General features: G+C 35.3%; 19 protein-coding genes. All 19 read right to left on the bottom strand.

The features are described from left to right. Window positions 1-400: 400 nt before the first annotated feature. The 19 genes from G0Q07_RS14320 to G0Q07_RS14240 all read right to left on the bottom strand — a co-directional run bounded on the left by G0Q07_RS14320 (window position 401) and on the right by G0Q07_RS14240 (window position 18,727). Window positions 401-1,240 carry an N-acetylmuramoyl-L-alanine amidase gene (locus G0Q07_RS14320; protein WP_163347307.1) on the bottom strand — a complete coding sequence of 280 codons (840 nt, stop codon included), beginning with the start codon at window positions 1,238-1,240 and terminating at the stop codon, window positions 401-403. Next, window positions 1,237-1,770 (bottom strand): holin family protein, encoded by a 534-nt coding sequence (locus tag G0Q07_RS14315; RefSeq protein ID WP_163347305.1) that lies wholly within the window; start codon window positions 1,768-1,770, stop codon window positions 1,237-1,239. Before G0Q07_RS14315 ends, G0Q07_RS14320 begins: the two co-directional genes overlap by 4 nt. Before the next feature lie 16 nt (window positions 1,771-1,786). Next, on the bottom strand, window positions 1,787-2,446 hold the full coding sequence (locus G0Q07_RS14310; RefSeq protein WP_163347303.1) for a hypothetical protein: 660 nt from the start codon (window positions 2,444-2,446) through the stop codon (window positions 1,787-1,789). A 262-nt stretch (window positions 2,447-2,708) separates the two neighbouring features. After that, window positions 2,709-3,677: an endonuclease/exonuclease/phosphatase family protein gene (locus tag G0Q07_RS14305; protein ID WP_163347301.1), complete on the bottom strand. Its 969-nt coding sequence runs from the start codon at window positions 3,675-3,677 to the stop codon at window positions 2,709-2,711. Between the two features lie 132 nt (window positions 3,678-3,809). Continuing rightward, window positions 3,810-4,658 (bottom strand): hypothetical protein, encoded by an 849-nt coding sequence (locus tag G0Q07_RS14300; RefSeq protein WP_163347299.1) that lies wholly within the window; start codon window positions 4,656-4,658, stop codon window positions 3,810-3,812. A gap of 2 nt (window positions 4,659-4,660) precedes the next feature. Continuing rightward, window positions 4,661-5,209 carry a hypothetical protein gene (locus G0Q07_RS14295; RefSeq protein ID WP_163347297.1) on the bottom strand — a complete coding sequence of 183 codons (549 nt, stop codon included), beginning with the start codon at window positions 5,207-5,209 and terminating at the stop codon, window positions 4,661-4,663. A 1-nt stretch (window position 5,210) separates the two neighbouring features. Continuing rightward, the gene (locus G0Q07_RS20405; protein ID WP_203532557.1) at window positions 5,211-6,380 is read right to left on the bottom strand and encodes a type I restriction endonuclease subunit R, EcoR124 family; all 1,170 of its coding nucleotides are present in this window, start codon (window positions 6,378-6,380) and stop codon (window positions 5,211-5,213) included. Beyond that, window positions 6,377-8,092, bottom strand: a complete 1,716-nt coding sequence (locus G0Q07_RS20400) for a type I restriction endonuclease subunit R (RefSeq protein ID WP_203532556.1) — start codon at window positions 8,090-8,092, stop codon at window positions 6,377-6,379. Before G0Q07_RS20400 ends, G0Q07_RS20405 begins: the two co-directional genes overlap by 4 nt. A gap of 154 nt (window positions 8,093-8,246) precedes the next feature. Next, window positions 8,247-8,753, bottom strand: a complete 507-nt coding sequence (locus tag G0Q07_RS14285; RefSeq protein ID WP_163347295.1) for a hypothetical protein — start codon at window positions 8,751-8,753, stop codon at window positions 8,247-8,249. 6 nt (window positions 8,754-8,759) lie between these two features. Then, on the bottom strand, window positions 8,760-9,428 hold the full coding sequence (locus tag G0Q07_RS14280; protein ID WP_163347293.1) for a DUF3800 domain-containing protein: 669 nt from the start codon (window positions 9,426-9,428) through the stop codon (window positions 8,760-8,762). Window positions 9,429-9,438: 10 nt separating this feature from the next. Further along, window positions 9,439-10,062 carry a restriction endonuclease subunit S gene (locus G0Q07_RS20395; RefSeq protein ID WP_203532555.1) on the bottom strand — a complete coding sequence of 208 codons (624 nt, stop codon included), beginning with the start codon at window positions 10,060-10,062 and terminating at the stop codon, window positions 9,439-9,441. 83 nt (window positions 10,063-10,145) lie between these two features. Continuing rightward, window positions 10,146-10,676: a restriction endonuclease subunit S domain-containing protein gene (locus tag G0Q07_RS20390; protein WP_203532554.1), complete on the bottom strand. Its 531-nt coding sequence runs from the start codon at window positions 10,674-10,676 to the stop codon at window positions 10,146-10,148. Window positions 10,677-10,678: 2 nt separating this feature from the next. Then, the gene (locus G0Q07_RS14270; RefSeq protein WP_163347290.1) at window positions 10,679-12,316 is read right to left on the bottom strand and encodes a type I restriction-modification system subunit M; all 1,638 of its coding nucleotides are present in this window, start codon (window positions 12,314-12,316) and stop codon (window positions 10,679-10,681) included. Continuing rightward, window positions 12,317-12,610 carry a hypothetical protein gene (locus G0Q07_RS14265; RefSeq protein WP_163347282.1) on the bottom strand — a complete coding sequence of 98 codons (294 nt, stop codon included), beginning with the start codon at window positions 12,608-12,610 and terminating at the stop codon, window positions 12,317-12,319. It lies immediately after the preceding gene. Between the two features lie 157 nt (window positions 12,611-12,767). Further along, window positions 12,768-13,166 carry an RDD family protein gene (locus G0Q07_RS14260; protein ID WP_163347280.1) on the bottom strand — a complete coding sequence of 133 codons (399 nt, stop codon included), beginning with the start codon at window positions 13,164-13,166 and terminating at the stop codon, window positions 12,768-12,770. Window positions 13,167-14,037: 871 nt separating this feature from the next. Then, the gene (locus tag G0Q07_RS14255; protein ID WP_163347278.1) at window positions 14,038-14,466 is read right to left on the bottom strand and encodes a hypothetical protein; all 429 of its coding nucleotides are present in this window, start codon (window positions 14,464-14,466) and stop codon (window positions 14,038-14,040) included. Between the two features lie 160 nt (window positions 14,467-14,626). Then, the gene (locus tag G0Q07_RS14250) at window positions 14,627-15,424 is read right to left on the bottom strand and encodes an alpha/beta hydrolase (RefSeq protein WP_163347276.1); all 798 of its coding nucleotides are present in this window, start codon (window positions 15,422-15,424) and stop codon (window positions 14,627-14,629) included. A 191-nt stretch (window positions 15,425-15,615) separates the two neighbouring features. After that, on the bottom strand, window positions 15,616-16,707 hold the full coding sequence (locus G0Q07_RS14245) for a type I restriction enzyme HsdR N-terminal domain-containing protein (RefSeq protein WP_163347232.1): 1,092 nt from the start codon (window positions 16,705-16,707) through the stop codon (window positions 15,616-15,618). Window positions 16,708-16,873: 166 nt separating this feature from the next. Continuing rightward, window positions 16,874-18,727, bottom strand: coding sequence for a PDDEXK family nuclease (locus tag G0Q07_RS14240; RefSeq protein WP_163347273.1), 1,854 nt, complete (start codon window positions 18,725-18,727; stop codon window positions 16,874-16,876). Window positions 18,728-19,007 lie beyond the last annotated feature (280 nt).

The raw sequence follows: 19,007 nt of genomic DNA, 5'->3' as shown, positions 1-19,007 counted from the left end.
CACTTCCCCTTTATCTACCACCATACTGTTTAAACTGAATGATAACGTGAAATTGTATGTTTAGCTGTGGTTTTCGTGAGAATTTCCAGTCCGCATACACACCAACTTGAGGCGGGTGGGGGAGTTGAAACTACCACTGCCCCCACAGTTAAATATACAAAATGTTAGCAACTGGGTTTGGTGTTGTTCAAAGCTAATACTTTTCATAATATTTGGAAATATTGTTTATCGTAACTTTCATCCCAGCAACGTTTGTGCATTGAGCTAAATTTATTTGTGGGGGGCAACCCCAATGCCGCCTTAGCGGCAACTGCGAGGGCAAAATTGTAAGCTTATTGGCAAGCATTTGGTAAAGCGTGGGCTTATGGGGCTTGCCAATGTGCTTACAATTAGGGCAGGGTTATTTATAGTACTTTATATAGTTCTTGTGAACCCAACCCTCTGTTTGAACCCGAACTTTTACCCATTCCCCTTTTTCTTCGAGCACATTGAACATTGTGCCTTTTTTTAATGGGTCTGAAACTGTTGTTGCATTACCCCTTGGGGCATTTCGGATATTTAAACGATTGGCCAAGACAATCCCACCGGATGAAGTGATATTTGATTCTTCCTCACTATTATCCATGCGTCCGTAAAGAATCTTATTTTTAAATTCCAGCATTGGGAATGCCGGCCCAGGGTCTGTTTTGCGGACAGGGGCAATATCTTCGTGCCCAACAATTTCGTTGATGCTGTATTTTTGCCTGATGGCAAGACAAACCTCTTCTAAGGTACTAAGTTGCTCTTCGGTGTAACGCTCCCAGGGCAACTCAGTGCCCCCGCTTTTATGGCTGGCTAAAATGACATTGTCATCGTCAATTAACTGGCCATAACTTGTAACATAACCTTTAGGGCTTTTTTTCAACAAACCATAGTTGGCAAGTTCAATACCTATACTGTAATTATTGAGGTTTTTTCTTCCATTCCATTCGCTTCTACCTGCATGCCAGGATATCTTATCGAGCCCGAGCAATTGGAAAATATCGCCCTTGCGGCCTATAACAAGATGTGCGGATGCACGTGCTTCTTTCCTTAACAGCCAATTTGCAGAAGAAACAAATGAACCACCAGCGGTATAATGAATTACAATTGTATCTGGCATCCCCCCTGAAAAACGGCCTGAGTTATTAGGTGTTTCTTTAAAGGTTATTGGTTTTTCGGAAGCCTCATTTACTAATAAATGTTTTCGAACCGTAATCATCCTACTGCATTTTGATTGTTAAATGTATCTTTAACTTTTTGATTGGCCTTTGAAGCACCAGAACCAGTCATCGCCTGGGTTATCTTGTTCGAAATTCCAAATTTCTCAAACGTGCGGCCAGTACCATAAATACCGACAACAGCGCCCCATGCCCACCAAAAGGCTTCGGGTAGTATCATTTTGTTTGCATCGTATTCGAGGTTTTTTGTAAAGAATGCAATAAATGGCAACACCACATGGACGAGAAAAATAAAAATCAAGCCAACATAAATAATTGTAGGGCGGGCACGCTTTGTATATTTGTCACCCTGTGCTAATTCGGCTTTTATAATTTCAGTACGTGCACTTAGTTCGTCCCTATAGGTCTCTTCAGCGCTTTGGTCAAGCTTTAACATGTTTTCTTGCAGTTTTAGCTTGAACTCGTTCTTTTCTTCTTTCGATAATGTGAATTCATCGATTGAGTTGGTCAGGCTGTCAACAAAATCAGTTGCAGAGCCACCAAATAGTTTAGAAAGGAATTTAAATTGCATGTGCTAGAGTTTTAGTTTATGACCTGATGGTTAATCCAAGTGCCTCTAATAGCTGCGGTTTATCTTCTAATGCAATTTTGGCAACGGCATAAAAGTCCTGCATCCAGTTTGCAAGTTTCATAAATGCTTGGTCTTTTGCTTTTGTGGCGTCTTGTGATTCCCCCACTTCGCGTAAGTAATTTGCACGTGCTGTTTCAATCTCCGACACGAGGGTATTGCCTTGTGATATTTCATCAACAGAAATTGCCAGGCGGGCTAATTTATTTTGTATTTCAGTATCGGAAGCTGCCACCGTATAAAATTTCTTGACTTGCTCAAGCCATTTCACATAAGCCCCTGAAGGATAATGGTCGATTGCCAGTTTTTCTTGTGTTACTTCATCGTTCCGGAAGATTACACGGGCTTTTTTACGGTGTACAATGAAAAAGTCTTCAAGTTCTTTTCTTTTTTCTTTGAAAGTAGCTGATGCCACAGATGTTTCATCATCTTCGGTTTTGTTTGTGTCATAGGCTAAACGTGTTTCTTCATAAATTGCTTTGCCCTCGGAAATTACTTCGGGGCTGTAGCCAATTTCGTTTAGTTCTTGTGCGATTTCAGGTTGGGATTCGGCATTTTCTAATGCTACACGATAGTTTTCAAGAAGCGCTGCTTCAGTGTTCTTTAATTTAGATGCCATAATTTAATTTGTTTTAGTTAATATAAAGGTTCATTTTTTTCATTTTTGTAGATGAGGTATTCCTACTTTCAATTTATTTGTTCCTACCAGTTAATTGTTTGTTCCTACAGTTTATTTATTAATACCTACTTTTTAATTATGTGTTCCTACAAACCGGTGAAGACATCCTACTTTTATTTTTCTGGCTCCTACTGCTATTTTGTGTAGCCCTACATTTAAATAATTATTTCCTACATGTGGAAGTTATGCCCCTACTTGCAGTTTAATAGTTGAATTGGGCCCATAGTGGCCTATGGTCGGCCATGTAATAACGGATGTACTGGAAGAAGTATTCCTTTTTGTGTGATTTATCGGATTTCCATAAGTCTTTGAATACGCAATTATCGAAGTCGACTACACCAATTTTCCCGTTGTTGAAATCTTCGTTGGTATGCTTTGGAAAGAAAAATAACTGGTCGTAGTTTTTGTCACCTGCCAGGTTGCTGCCAATGTATTCGGTTTCGTGCAATGGCGCAACAAGCCCATTGTGGGTTATCTCGCTGTAATACTGGTCTTCTTCGGAGAGTTTGGGCATGTTGAAATCGCCAAGGAGCATGATGTCTTTTGATGGTACATTGCTTAAAGGTTTTTCGCAGCGTTTGCGTGCCCAGTTTGATATGGCTTTTGTTTCTAGTAAGCGGATGTTTTTGTTTGACCGGTAAAGGTGGACATTAACAAGTGTGAATTCAAAGTTATCGGCATAAAAGGTTGCCATGTATGGGTTGCGGTTGAAACCGCTGAACTCTTGTTCCTCTTTTTCATCGCCGACCTCAATGGTGATATGTTTCCGTTGGCTGTTACGCATTGCCAATTCGGCAACCAAGCCCCGGCGTTTGAGCTTTGTTGCATCGTAAATAAAACCAAGGCGCTCGTAATTACCGGCAATATCGGAGAAGAAGGCTTCGTAGTTGCCATCCATTTCATTTAATAATGTGTCGAATTGTTCTAAGTTATCGGCTACTTCCTGTACGGCAATTACATCGAATTTGCTTAGTATGTGCGCCATTATTTCGAGGTGGTGGGGTGTGCGCTTTTGTTGTCCAAAATTGGTAAGGTTCCAAGTTGCAATTAATACTTTTCCTTTTTCTTTTTTAGGGATTCCCCTTTTTTTGAAATGGTAAGTTAAACGTCGTTTTTCGGTGCTTACATTAAATGTAAATCCATTGTCGGGAGGTTGAGGGTGTGATACCATGGTGTTTTGTTTTTAGGGTTTGTAGTTGCAATGTATAGAAAGCATTTAGCAATTGAAGCTGTTTGTTTTTAGGGGTTTAGTTTTAAAAATATGACCATAAATATGATTAAAAATGTTATTAAATCCAAATTATTATTCAACTTTTGAAATTGAGTTTGCCACTCTTTTTTCATTACCAACTTTAGTTGTGTAATATCGTTGCTCAATACCCCAAAGCAAATGCTTTAGACCTTCTTCATTCTTTATTGTAAATTTTTTGTTGTTTATATCATAAGGAATGTCCTTACAGTAATCCTTTATATATGAGAAAATTTTATCCTTATCATCATTGCTAAAATCATTGAACGTATCAACTGCCATTGCAATTCGTTTTCGATTAGCTTTCCCGACATTATCTACAGTGAAATCCTCTTCTAAATTGATAAAATCTTCTTTTAGGAATTCTTCTGTTTCTTTTTGTGTGGCAACTCTATATAGTTCCGATATGCCATTAAAGATTGATGAAATTGATGATAGACGTTTAAAATATAAAATGTCTTCATTTACTGAATAAATAGCATCAGCAACATCGTTTATAAACACAATTGTTTGACCTGTTTCTAACACTGGAGCATCAGACATTGTGAACCATCTTTTGTGAACGACTTGTGATTTATTTATTTTTTGAAAAAAGAAATAAGCATCTTCTCTGTGTTGTTGGTGGGCAAACAGATATTTTACTTTTGATAATTGTTTTCGGGTTATTTGATTAAATTCAGTGGAAATAAAATCAGTTTTTAAAATATCAATGCAGTATTCAGTTTCACTAAAGTTAGCTATATGAAACCATTCGTCATCTTCTAATTTGTAATCACTGTTATACTCTTTAGGGTTATCAAGGTCGGTAGGTAAGGTGTATATTTCCTTTTCTTCATCAAAAATCTTAAATGTTTTTTCTCCTTTTCCTCTCTTTTTAATTTCAGCAAGTAAATAGTTCGGCATAATTATTTCTGTTTATCGATGAAAGTAAAATTGTTTATTCTCTGTAGTTTAGGTAAATCTATATTAACTGGATTTTTTAATGTTTTGCGTGTAATTATGAATATTTTAACTCTATTCGTAGTTGTTAGATAGTAAAAATGATAGCGAAATAGTAGGAATAAAGGGTTGAAATATAGTGTTTGTGAGAAAAAAGTAAATATAAATAATATGGCAAAGATAAAGCATAATGTTTCACATTGTGACACGCTTAATGCAACAAAGAAATATCCTAAATAGCTAGGCAAGAAAGCATTATTTGCTTGTTCTACTTCTTCCACTTTTCCTTTGTCAATGTTGTCTTTAGATAAAAAACGGGAAAGCCAAAGGCTAAATAATGTTAACAATACAGGAGCTAAAAAATAAAGAAGATACGAAACCCAATCAGGTAAAAAATACAACTTTGGATGCAAATCAACCCAATTAACAGTGTATTGCTCTTTAATTGCAAAAACTACTAATAGTAAAGAAGTAGAGTTAAATGTTAGTAATATCCTGTAAATAAAATTCATCATTTTAATTTCCAGTTATTCCGTTAATAAAAGTATCAACAAACTTTACAATTTTACTTATAATTCGGTCGCCAACTTTTTTGCGTTGGAGTACCGAGGGTTGTTCACCTTCGATTAATGCCAGTACTTCATCACGTAATGGCTCACGCTCGGCAAAAAGGTATTCTTCAATGAGCTTTTCGGCTTTATCGGCTTCCAGATTTTCTTCCTCTACCAGTTTATTGAATGCTTTGATTTGTTCTTCGTTCCAAAATTTTTCAAAGGCTTCGGGTACATCTTCGGAATCTTCAATTACGGGTAGGTTTTCTAAGATAAATTTCTCAATCAGTTCACGCTTGCTACGTAAGTGAGCTTCGCCCGAAAGTATATCGAGAATTTCTTTCCGTTTTTTCTCCTGTTCTGCTTGTTTAGCATCTTTCAGGTTGGCTAACAGTTTGAGAATGTAGTTGACATTTATTTCGTCACGATGGATTAATTCAAGTTCAAAATCAACATCATCTAAAATGGAAACTTTTTCTTTCTGATGGTCGGATTTTACTTTGTCGTATAAATCGAGGTACTTGCTTTTGTAATCTTCGAACTGTTGTTCGGTCATTGCCAAATCTTCCCACTTGAAATCGGCAAAAGTGGTGAGGATGTTTTTAATCCTCATTAATTCCCTGAACGCCTTAATAAATTTCAGCTCGTCTTCTTCGGTTTGTAAATTGTTTACACTGTTAACCGTAGGGGTAATTTTAAGTAGTTCAATAAAAATCTCGTTGAATTTATTTACATATTCTTCGTAAGGCTTCATGATGATTTCCTCGATAGCTTCTTTGTTGCTAAAGAGGGTTATGGCATCATCGGTATGCTTTTTAAGGTTGCGGAATACGACAATATTTCCCTGCGATTTTTGCTCGTTCAGTATGCGATTGGTTCGTGAATAGGCTTGAATTAAACCGTGGTACTTTAGGTTTTTATCAACGTACAAAGTATTTAGTGCAGGGCTGTCGAAACCTGTCAGGAACATGTTTACGACCAGTAAGATATCAACTTTGCGTTCTTTTACTTTTTTGGAAATATCGTTGTAATAGTTGTAAAACGACTGACTGTCTTTGGTTGAAAAGTTACTGCCGAACATTTGGTTGTAATGCCCTATGTATTCATCGAGCTTTTCACGGCTGTGTTTGTTCAAGCCATACAAGGCACGGGGTCTTCCACAACTGAAAGTTCTTCGGGTAAAAAGCCATTGGCATCGGCATCTTCTTCGTTGGCTGCAAAGCTGAAAATGGTTGCTATTTTCAGGTTGTGTTCACCTGCTTCCTTTTTCTTGTGCAGTATATCATAATACTTAATGAGTGTTTCAACACCATTCACACAAAACATGCCTGTAAATTCCTGATTGTGGGTTTTGCGTTTGTGATGTGCCAGTATGTAATTGGAAATTTTCTCTAAACGAACAGGCGATTCCATGAGTTCTTTGGTGTCGATATCTTCTACCTCAATGTCAATTTCAGTGGCAGACGCATCATGATGAGTCTCTACCTTTTTATATCGCCCAACATATTCAACCGAGAATTTCAGTACGTTCTCGTCTTTTATGGCATCGGTAATCACATATTTATGGAGGCAATCGCCAAATAAATCTTTGGTGGTGCGTTTGCCTAATTCATTTTTGGCAGCATTATCGGCAAAGATTGGCGTACCCGTAAATCCGAACATTTGCGGATTATTGAAAAAGTGCTTTATGCGGTTGTGGGTATCTCCAAATTGTGAACGGTGGCACTCATCGAAAATGAAAACAATTCGTTCGTCTTGCATTTTCTCCATTTTGCCCTGATACTGTTTTTTACTGATGGCAGTATTAAGCTTTTGAATGGTGGTTACAATAAGCTTGGTATCGTCGGCAAACTGTTTAACCAGCTGTTTTGTGTTGTCGGTGCCATCGATACACCCTTTGCTAAAACTGTTAAACTCCTTGTTGGTTTGGTAATCGAGGTCTTTACGGTCGACCACAAACACTACCTTTTTAACCTTTGGCAGAGCTGTTAAAATTTGGCTGGCTTTAAACGAGGTTAACGTTTTGCCCGAACCTGTGGTATGCCAAACATAACCGTTTTTGCGGCTGTGCATTACCTTGTCGATTAATGCTTCAACGGCATAAAACTGATAAGGACGCAATACCATAAATATTTTGTTGGTTTCGTTGAGTACGATGTACTTACATATCATTTTTGAGATATGGCAAGGTTCGAGAAATTCGCTGGTGAAACCGTTTAGAATATTAGTAAGGCGTTTATTCTCCTTGTCTGTCCAGTAAAAAGTTTGTTTGAATGACTGGTATCGGTTATTGGCGTAGTATTTTGTATTTACCCCGTTGCTGATGACAAACAACTGGATGTATTGAAACAAGGCTGAATTTGCCCCGAACGAATGCCTTTGATAGCGGTTGATTTGGTTGAAAGCTTCTTTGAGTTCCAAACCACGGCGTTTGAGTTCGATTTGAACCAAGGGCAAACCGTTTATAAGTAAGGTAACATCGTAACGGTTCCGATAGCTATCGGAAGTATTTCCTTCAACTGTGACTTGGTGAGTGACTTGAAATTGGTTTTGACACCAATGTTCGGTTTGAATAAACTCGAAATACAAGTTATCTCCATTATCACGAACAATATGTTGCTTTTCACGAAGTGTTTTTGCTTTCTCGAATACCGAACCTTTGCTAAGGATATTCAGCACTTTTTCAAATTCACTGCTTGAAAATTTAACGTTATTATGCTTTTCAATCTGGTTTTTCAGGTTGTCAATCAGTTCGGTTTCGTTTGTGATATGCACCATACCATACCCCAACTTTTGAAGCTGTTCAATTAACTGGTTTTCTAATATTTGTTCGGGTTGCTTGCTCATTTATAAATCCTTAAACTATCAATATAAATTGTTTTTATACACCAAATTGTTGTATTTATCCAAATATATGCCTTATATTTGTAGCGAGTTCATCCTACCGTTCGGAGGAAGGAAATCGAAAAACGCAAGCCACGAAGCTCTGCGTTTTTTGCTTTTATAGCACTTCATTTAACCGGCGTTTGTACTTTTTCATAAACTTATTTCTTTTCGCATCTTTCCCTTTTACGTAATAAGCCGTAAGTAAATAATACTCGTTTTTCTTTCGTAAAGGTTCTAATATTACCACATAACTTTCGTCGATATCGTAAATATATGTTCGGTTGCCTTCTGGTTCTTTTACCGAGAAAACCAACATGTTATCTTTTTTCTTTTCGTCGATATGGTGTTTAACCCAATGTAAACGTACCGACCTGTCCATCTCGAATTCACGTTTTCGGGTTGCTTTATCAACAATAACCGTTGTAAGATGCGTAAACAGAGTGCTCATTTTAATTTCACCGTCTTGCGGCGTAGGGGATATTTGCTTCCCTTTAAATTTGAATGAAGGGTTGTTGTAAATATCCCTGTTGAATATGCCATACAATGATTTGTTGCGCTGGGCAGGATTTAAGGCTGCCAGTTCGAGTAATTGATTGTATTGTTTTAACTGATTTAATGGCATGTTACTTTAATTCGATAAAAACAGGTTCAACTTTGTATCTCTATAATCGGAATTTTCCGATAATCCGTTTGCAGAATGTTTTTCGAGCAAACTTATTAAATCGGTTTTGGCTTTCACTTTTTTCTCCTTATCATTTAAGTTGTATGCCAAAGCGCCTGTAATTAAATCGGCAATTTGTAACATGATACTTTCGTGAGAGCGGATGTTTTGTACATTGCGGAAAATACCAAATTTGGTATTCAGAATTTCCTTTAGTTTGTTGACTTTGTAAGCACTGAGCGTATCCTTTATATCGAGGTAAACATTGTAGCTATACAGGCTATTTTTATTGTGGTTAAGCAGGTAATAATACATTTTATAGTAAAAGGTATCGTAATCCTGGTTAAATTCGTTGTTCTTAATTTTCGACTTGTTAACAATGATAGCCCGATAGCATAAATCGGTATCGAAAAAATATTCCAATAACTCTTTATAAAAATGGTATTGCGACGATGAAACGTTGCTCCATTTTATCTCGCCATAAAAGTTGTGTTTTTCTTTTATGTTTTTAATCCGCACGGTATGCCTTTTTACCTGATTGTATGCAGAACTTACACAACCCAAAAGCATAAAGTTTTTGTGATCGTTTTCGATATGGCAACTTTCATCGCAGTATATGTTGAATGTTTTTTTCATAGTCGGAATTTTACACAAACATTTTTTGTAACAATCCTTTTTTCCATTGAGTAGTTTGCTCTATTTGCTGTTGGCATTGGTTTATTTTTTTGTCGATGGCTGATAGGTAGTTGGCTATTTTGGTTTGTTCTTCGAGGCAAGGATATATTATTGGCATTTTAAGGAAATCTGAATTTGTAATATTCATCCTGTCGAATCTTGCACCAAAGTTTGCAACACTATTCATATAATCATGCCAATTAGTAGTTTCAAAGTAATATTCATAGAAATCTAAATTCCCTTCATTAAATCTAAAGATGGTATATAATGGGGACACGATGCCCAATTGAAGTTTATTTCTTTTTATAGGACCTACAGGTGCTGCATTTGAAATACGAGGGTTGTATACGAAATCATCCTTTTCAACAATATAATAACCTATTAAATTGTTTTGGTTAGCGATGTCTTTTTCAAAATAATCTCTCTGACTAACTATTCCATCAATTGCCGAATTCGTTAATACAAAGTTTATTTGATTGACCGTATTCTTATTATTGATTTTCTCTGCAATGCCCCCCAACTTTTTCTTCTCCCACTTCGGAAACTCTTTCCCATTATCTTTAAACCTTATTTCCTGAGAAAATATCTTTTGCATTACCCCTTTTTTGTATTGCTCTAAAAGGGCTTTTTTCTTTTTAAGGGCGGTGAGCTTTTCGTCTACTGCGGTGAGGAAGGAGGCTATTTTTTGTTGTTCGGGAGGGTGGGGTATACTATTTTCAAATTATTTAAATCTCTACCATATATGGCAGCTACACTAGTAGTACCAGTTGCGTACCTCCTCAATCTTTTGATTGTTGGTTTTGTATTAAATAAATAATTTACAAATCTATTAGAACTTTCAATTTTGTTATTAAATTTTAACCTCATTAAATTTGAATTGTACAAAGCCAATGGCAGTTCATTCCGCCAGATAGACACCTTGCCAACTAACTCAAGTGTGTTTCGAGTATTAAAAAGTAAGTCCCCTTCTTTTAAGATATCTGCTTTATCAAATTCTAAGTTTTTAGGAATATTTTGAATCTTATCTAAGATAATATTGCCCCTACCAATATTGCCCATTTTTATTAATGGTATTCCGCTATTAGATTCTATGTTTTCATAATTCCCACCTAAACGAGATTCTGTAACAAGAGTTTTTAATTTATTGCTTTTCCATTCCCCTTCAAACTCAGGAAATCTCAACTGCGGTATGTTTTGTTGTTTTTCCATACTTAAAAAGGCGTTGAGATATTGAGTTCTTTACAAAAAGCATCAATGGTTTTATCGGTTTCTGCCATTTGTTGGTCGAGTGCTTTAACTTCAGAAGCTACTAAATTAATGTCGATAGGTTCTTCTTCTTCGAAGGTATCTACATAACGCGGTATGTTTAAGTTGTAATCGTTTTCAACTATTTCCTGTAAGCTTGCCAAATGGCTATACTTTTGTAATTCGGTGCGATTGCGGTAGGTTTCAATAATTTTATTGATATCGGCAGGGCGTAAATAGTTTTGCGTTTTGGCTTTGTCGAATTCCTGCGAAGCATCAATAAACAATATTTTTTCGGGATTTTCACGACACTTCTTGAATACCAAAATACAGGTTGGAATACTTGTACCGTAAAAGATATTGGCTGGCAAGCCTATTACTGCATCGAGGTAGTTTTTTTCTTCAATGAGGAAACGACGGATATGTCCTTCGGCAGCTCCACGGAATAAAACACCATGAGGTAGTACAATTGCCATTGTGCCGTTGTCGTCTAACTGGTAAATCATGTGTTGCACAAAGGCAAAATCTGCTTTACTGCCTGGTGCCAGTTTGCCGTATTGGCTAAAGCGGTCGTCGCTTGTGAATAATTGGTTAGCACTCCACTTGGCTGAGAAAGGAGGATTCGCCACCACAGCCTCGAAACGTAAATCAGTGTGCTGCGGGTGTTCCAGTGTATCTTCCTGTTTAATGTCGAATTTACGGTAATGCACATCGTGCAAAATCATGTTCATTCGGCAAAGGTTGTATGTGGTACGGTTGAGTTCCTGTCCGTAATAGTTGTTTACATTTTCCACCTCTTTGGCTACACGCAACAATAAAGAACCCGAACCACAGGTTGGGTCATATACTGATTTTAGTTTTGTTTTTCCAGTGGTTACCAGTTTTGCCAAAATGGTACTTACGCCTTGTGGGGTGTAAAACTCTCCTGCTTTTTTTCCTGCTCCACTGGCAAACTGTCCAATCAGGTATTCGTAGGCATCGCCCAACACATCCAGTTCGGTATCATTTAGCCTGAAATCAATTTTGTTAAGGTGCGCCAGCACCTTTGCAATAATAGTATTTCGTGCTTCGGGTGTTTTACCGAGTTTGGTACTGTTTAAATCCATGTCCTCGAAAAGATTGTCGAAATCTTCTTCGCTATCTGTACCCATTGTACTATTTTGGATATTAATCAGGATTTTTTGAAGGTCTTCGAGGATGAAATTGCTGGCGGTTATTTTGTCGTCAAGTTTACCCGATTTGATTTCTTCGATTTGTTCCTCGTCAGTATCAAAGGCATCGTGACCAAGTCCGTTACCACGTTTTACAAGTTCGCTGAACAACTCCGATGGTTTTAAAAAGTATCCTAGTTTTTCGAGCGATTCTTCTCTTATGGCATCGATATATTCTTTTCCTTTATCAGTGTTTTCCTTTATATCTTTGTATGTAATTCCGTCGGGTTTTAAGATGGTGTCGGCATATATTTCCATCTTCTCAGCCAGATATTTGTAAAAAATAAATCCGAGTATATAATCCCGGAATTCATCGGCGTTCATTCTCCCTCGAAGCGTATCTGCTATGTGCCAAAGTTGTTGTTCTAATTGTTTTTTCTGGTCTTCTGACATTTATTGTTTTCCTTTTTTACATTTTAAAATCTGATAAAAATACAGATTCACTTTCAAAATATCATAGTTGCGAGGGGGAAAAACAGCTTTTTTGCAAACTTTGGTTTGCGGGTCGGCTTGCAGGGGTTTGCGAAAGTGCTGTTTTGTGCGGTGGCTGTTGATTTGAAATGCTGCCCCAATTTCCACTTGCCCATCAGGGCAAACGCGGGGAGGGGGAAATAAATTTGTAACAAGCTTGCAGCTGCCTGTCATAAAAGAGAGGACTAAATCTTGGTTTGTAAAAATGTATTTCAATTTCACAAGGTTTTTATATTGAAAATGAGGTTCTTTTAACCTGGTTGCTAACGTATAACAATATGAAACGGTTGGGTTTTCGGGCTGCGTTCCTATCCACCGACAAGTATGCTGGAGCGAGAACCAAACCCTTGCAAACCACTGAACCCCAACTGTTTTATATTGTGTGTTGTAGGGCGTTTTTATTAATTTGTGTATTTGCAATCTTATCATGCAATCCTGATTTTCCATTTATAATTGGAATCCAATATATCAAAATTATTCGAGCTAAATTTCTAATCAATATGCTCTTAAAGCTAATGTCAGAATCATTATTTTGTTGAATAGATAATCCAAATAATCTTTTGCCTATTGTCGTATCGGTTGAACTCTCAAATATTAATCTATAAGCAAATGCAATTAAAAATATCTCAACTGGAAACCAGAGTATTAGCATAAATGAAGAAAATATCCAGCCAATCACTAAGATTAATAACCAATCAATTATATATGCTAAAAATCTTGAGACATTTGGTTGAAGGGTTGTATTGATGACAGGTATTTTATTTAAAATCATCTTAAATCTCAATTTTTTTAATCCAAAAGATATTATAATCAGGATAAAAGGAAGTAAAGGGAAATAATATAAGCTTTTAAAATCGTAGTAAATATCATTTGTAACATTTGGCGAGATATTATAGTTTGCCGTAAACATAAAAAGAAGTCCTTCGATTATAAATAATGCTATCAAAATTATCAATAAGTAAAGTAGTCCTATATTTGAAATCGTTCGAAATAACAATATAGATGTCAACCCAAATAGGCTATATATCACAGAATATGAAAATTTTATTTGATTGGGAATGTTAATCCTACTAGAGAGAATGTATTCTAAAAGAAATAGAAAAACATAACTTAATCCAAATATTATCAAGGTTGTAATTATATATCTAGCAATTTTCATATTTCAATTTATAATCGGTTTGTCAATATTTATCGGTGGATTTGTTTAAATGCCCTACAACGGTTAATTGTATGTGTAGTTAGACAACAAAAAATTAACTTAATGTCTAATCGAATCGAATAATAACAAGCCGTTCATTTATTCAATGTCTAATTACATATACAAATTGTTATCACTCGGTTTTTTAGTTCTTTGAAATAATCCAAGGTAAAAGGGACGATGGCACGCAAAGTCCCTTTGTTAATAAACGACCTACTTTCTGTTTTTCATGGAATTAATTATTATTTCCACTTCCATTTATGTATAAGTGAAAGAGTTTCATCTGCAAGTTTTACAAATTGCCTTAACAATTCGATTATTGCAGAAATTAAAATAATAACAATCATAAAAATAAATTTAAACGATTTCAGTCGTTACTGACATTGCGTATAATCCGCAAGTATCTTGGATTATTTTTGAACAAACTTTATTGATATGAAATTTATTATTCACTTATGGAATCAATATAATGATAATTTTCATTTAATTTTTCGTTATTTGATGGCTGTTTTTGTTTTGCTTCATTCCGTGCATTATATTTTATTGTTGCCCATTCATAAAATTGTATTGCCGTCCACAACGCTCCTAATACTATTCCTATACCTATTATGCCCTTCATTATTTTCTGATTAATACTAGATTTTTTAATCAATTCTGAATAATTTACTTTTTTATCATAAGTAATAGTTGTTTCTAATTCTGTACCCGTTAGGTCTATTGCTTTTCCTTTTTCTAGTAAAGATTTAAATACATTATCTATTTCCTTTTTATTTACATTGATTATTTCACTTAATTCGCTTGGTTTTATTTCATTCTGGTTTTCCATAGAACCAATGTACCCTACAATCTTATTGTAGCTTCCTTTATTCATCATCTTTAGTTTAAACTGAGTGATAACGGTTTGTGCATGTTGCGGAGCGGATTTCGGAGAGCGTTCATGTCCGGTAGGACTGAACGGCGATGCGAGAATCCGCGGCTCGAACCCCACCAAACCCGCTCTGAAATATGCACTTTGTTACCTGCCGTTTTTATTTTTATTTGTCATTTGGTAATGTATAAATAAATCTCAGTCCGTGATATAAACTCTGAAACGGAACGTGTCCCTCGTCCTCATAGATTTTTAATTTACTTACAATATTTTCTTTTGATTCAATCCTTCGACTAAAATCATCAAGTTGCTTTTTTATTGCTCCTTCTGGGTCTAAAAAATCAGTCATACCATGTGTCATGAAAATATTTGTCGACCTGTTTTGTTTGACTTTAAAAAAATTGTTTGTTAGGTCGATGAAAAAGTCTTCACAATCAGGAAAACCTCCACTACAAGCAATAAATGAATCAAATGAATTTGGACTCGTTAAGAAATAATATATTGTAAATATTGCACTTAATGATTGTCCGCACAGGAGTTTTTCCTTTGTTGTCCGATACGAACTATTTACATGCGGAACTAATTCTTCCTCTATGAATCTTTTAAAATTATCAGCACCAGGTTCTGAGGTAAAAAAGCTTGTATTTGTTGGCATCATGTCACGATTCCTATTTGTGTTTTCAATCATAATCACAATCATGTCTGGTATCGCTTCATCCAAATAAATTAGTCGGTTGGTTGTTCCCACTGTTTCGGTAAACATGTCTAAGTCTCCATCTAGTCGATAAAGAACAGGGTAAGGTTTATATGAATTATTATAATCTCGGGGAAGTTTTACGATGAATTTTCGGCTCTCATGTAGCACACTCGAATGAATCGAATCTTTAAACCCAATTTTAATGTCTTGCCCGAACAATATTGTCGTTGATAAAAACAAAAAAGTCAAGGATAGTATGGTTTTCATGTCAATTAATATGGTTTGTTATAGTTTCATTCTTCCCAATTCAAAATGGCAGGTAACGGTTGGTACATGTTGTCGGGACGGATTTCGAAGAGCGTTCCTGTCCGTAGGACACGGAACTGCGAAACGAGAATCCGCAGTTGGCGTACCACCAAACCCCGCCCTGCAATATGTACTGTGTTAACAACTGGCTTTTATTCAATTTCTTCAATTTTAAATCCTAATTTTCTTCCTAAACTCACGATGTTGTCAATATTACCTTTTCCCCATTGTGTCGAAACAACAAATTTCACATGGTCTGAACTTGTTAAAATTTCGTCTTTCCCGGTGAAATGTCTTTTGTCTGATTTATTTGCATATTTTGTCTCAACGTGGTCAAGTCTGTTAATTACGCCAATTGAACCTTGGAAATCATCCCTAAAAATGTTTTTTAAGCTCATAAAATCCGTCGGTTTATTTCTCAAATACGCTCGAACTAATTCCAAGACAAACCTATTTTTCCCAAGTTTTTGTCCTGTCCCGTTGATTATGTATTTTGTTTTGTCCCTTGAACTATTCGTTACCGGTTTTTCAAAAATTCCTGATTGTATTTCTGGCTGTCCAATTATCTCCTGATTTTGATTTGAAATGTTTATTGAAATTTCATTTAAAACACTGTCAATTAGCTCGCTGTCGTATTGATTTAAAAAGTCTTGCTTAATCAATTTTTTCACTTCTTTTTCGTAGTCCGCTGACAAGATTTTTTGTGCCAATATTTTTTTATCAGTTCGGCGATTTATCTTTTTGAGTGAGTTTATTGTGAACGATTTTAATGATTCAAAGCTGAAACTTTCTTTACTAAACAACTCGACGAATTTAGCTCCTTTGGGATTATTCTGTTCAAATTCAATCGTTTCAAGTAAAACGGGGTCGTCGTGGTTTGCTAAATCACCGTCATAAAATACTTGAATGACTTGACCAATTAGAATTCCATATTGAAGTCTCAATTGGCGCATATATGAGAATAATTGTTGTTGGAAATTTGTATTTAAAGGTAGGTTTGGTTGTTTTATTTCAATTACAAAAAGGTTTCTTTTTTCCGATGAATTAATTACAAAGTCTGGAGTTATTCTGTTTGATGCTCCAATTTGAAATGAAGGTCGGATTTGAATATCACCCAAATATTCTTTCCAATCTAAAACTCTCAATGCTTGAATTACATTTTTTTCAAAATCACTTTCACTAATGTCAGACCGAATATTTTCGGAGAGCAGAAAGCAGATTTCATTCCATTTTTCATTATTCATCGTTGTCGTCTTTTTTTAAGCTTGTTGTTAACGGTCACTTGTAAGTTGTCGTTGCGGATTTCGGAGCTCGTTCCTGTCCGGCAGGACGGAACGATGTTGCGAGAATCCAGCGAACGATACACCACGAACCCCGCAATGCAATTTACAATTTGTTACCGCCAGTATTTTATTTTTTTATTGCTTTTAAAATTCTTTCTTCTTTTATCAAAACGTCTTTCATTAGCAATTGATAAGGGAATTGTTTGTGTTTTGATTCTCTAAATCCATCAAGGATATTTACCAACGAACCTGCGGTTATCAATGATAAATTAATTTCAAATTCTAAGTCGCAGTCGTTTACAAACTCATCGCTAAAGTCTGGCGCTACAAGTAAAGATTTTACAACATTTAGTCCTTCTTTTTTTGCTAAGTCAACATACGATTTTATTTGTCTTGAAACAGAACTAAATTTATTGTAACCACTTTCTTTTACGGTTTTGCACTCAACAATTATAATGTCATTGTTTCCCAAATTTAAAACAAGGTCGATTTTGTTTTTTGCGGTGTTAAGTTTCTTCCTTAATGAATCATCAACATTGAACCCTAGTTGCTCAAATATTTTTTGTGTAAGACATTCAAATTTTAATCCGAGTTCACTTTCTTTTATGGTAATACCGTTCTCTTTTAGTAGGTTCAAATTTCTAAAGCCAATCTCAACGTAATTTTCAATTAGCAAGTTTTCAGCGTCTTTATAAGCATCCAAAATGTTAAGTACTAAATCGCCTCGTGATTTTAGCTCTTTTGCAGCAATAAAAGTTTTCAGGTCTTCTGTCGGTAAGATATCGAGAACATCTCGTGGTTTTATGTTAAAGTCTAAAAGTGTGCTACTGTTTAATATTGTTTCTTCTGGCATTTCAAACTCATTCAGTACTAACTTTCTAAATGACTTTAATTCTTCATTTAATTCTAAAAGTAGTTTTTCATAGCCCTCAACAGAAATTCCAACTTTCTCGTCAAGTTCAATTTCATTGAAATAGGTAATTATATTCTCAATTTTTTCCTCCAGAGTAACGCCTTTCAAATTTGTATTAATTTTTAATCCTTTGCTCCAAATATCATTAACCGCTTTTTTTCTGTCTGTTAAGTTAGTTCCGTCTTTGTGGATACTGCTTTTGAATAAATTTGAAAAAGAAATTCCTTCTTTAATTATTTGTTTAATTTTTGACTCATAATCGAGGTCTTTCACGTCAATATTATGCTTACGGCAAATAAGATTTATTTGTGATTCTTTTAACGTTTTTAGTACACGCCGGAAATATTTGTCGGCAATTTCCTTTTTTCTGATTTTTCGTAAAACACGAACAACTTCGTCAGCAACATAAATCAGGTTATTTTTCTTGGAATAGAATATTACACCAATATTTTTTAGGAATGTTGTTACCGTATCAATATCTGATTTTTCAGGAGGAATAATTAAGTAGTTGATTAGTTTTACTTCCTCTTGCGATAATTCTAGTTGATTTGTTAAGGTTAACAAAATTGACAATTCATCATCAGTAATTTTGGAATCCCTGTTATTTTCATAGTCATTATTGTAGGCGGTTTCCACACATGCTTTATAAATCAAATAGTCACGTTTTCTTAATTCGTCAATTTCAGATTTATCGGATTCAAGTTGTGTTTTTAGTTCTTTTGTTTTCTTCTTGATTTTTGCTAATTCCTTCTCATAAAGTCTGGCAAACCAATCTTGTTTTAATATGTTGTTGCCATCTTTTATGATTATATCAATTAGTATGTCCAATTGCGATGTTGTGTTTACAAATTCGGCTTTAACAGTTTCTGCAAACTCATCTTTTACTAAATCAAAAACTTTTGCAATGTTAATACTGTCAACACTTTTTAGGTTGTTGCTGCTCTCGGAGAGGATTTTGTCAATTTCCTTGCTATTCTTTGGATTACAAGATTTGATGTTGTCAACTATCTTTAAAAATGAATTTTTCTCAAGAGAATTAACATTGTCGAGGATTTTTTCAAGTTTCATTGTTATTGGTTTTTGTTAGTATTTATTTTCTCCCTAATTAAGATGGTTTTTATCTTTTAGCATGTGTCATTATTTTCCCTCAATATTGGCGGTAACGGTCACTTGTATGTTTCTATTTCGGGAATAAGATATTTCAAGTATTAACCAATCGTTTCATAACAAATACTGGCCGTTTTAAGTAACCACACCGAAATGAAATATACAATTTGTTATCATTCGGTTTTTAATCTAAGTGATGGTAAAAAGGCCTCTGTTTTATATTCACGATGAACTTGTGAAC

The sequence above is a fragment of the Draconibacterium halophilum genome, from assembly GCF_010448835.1.
Taxonomy (GTDB): domain Bacteria; phylum Bacteroidota; class Bacteroidia; order Bacteroidales; family Prolixibacteraceae; genus Draconibacterium; species Draconibacterium halophilum.
The sequence above is the reverse complement of the archived record's forward strand: the minus strand, read 5'-3'. Positions and strand labels throughout refer to the sequence as shown.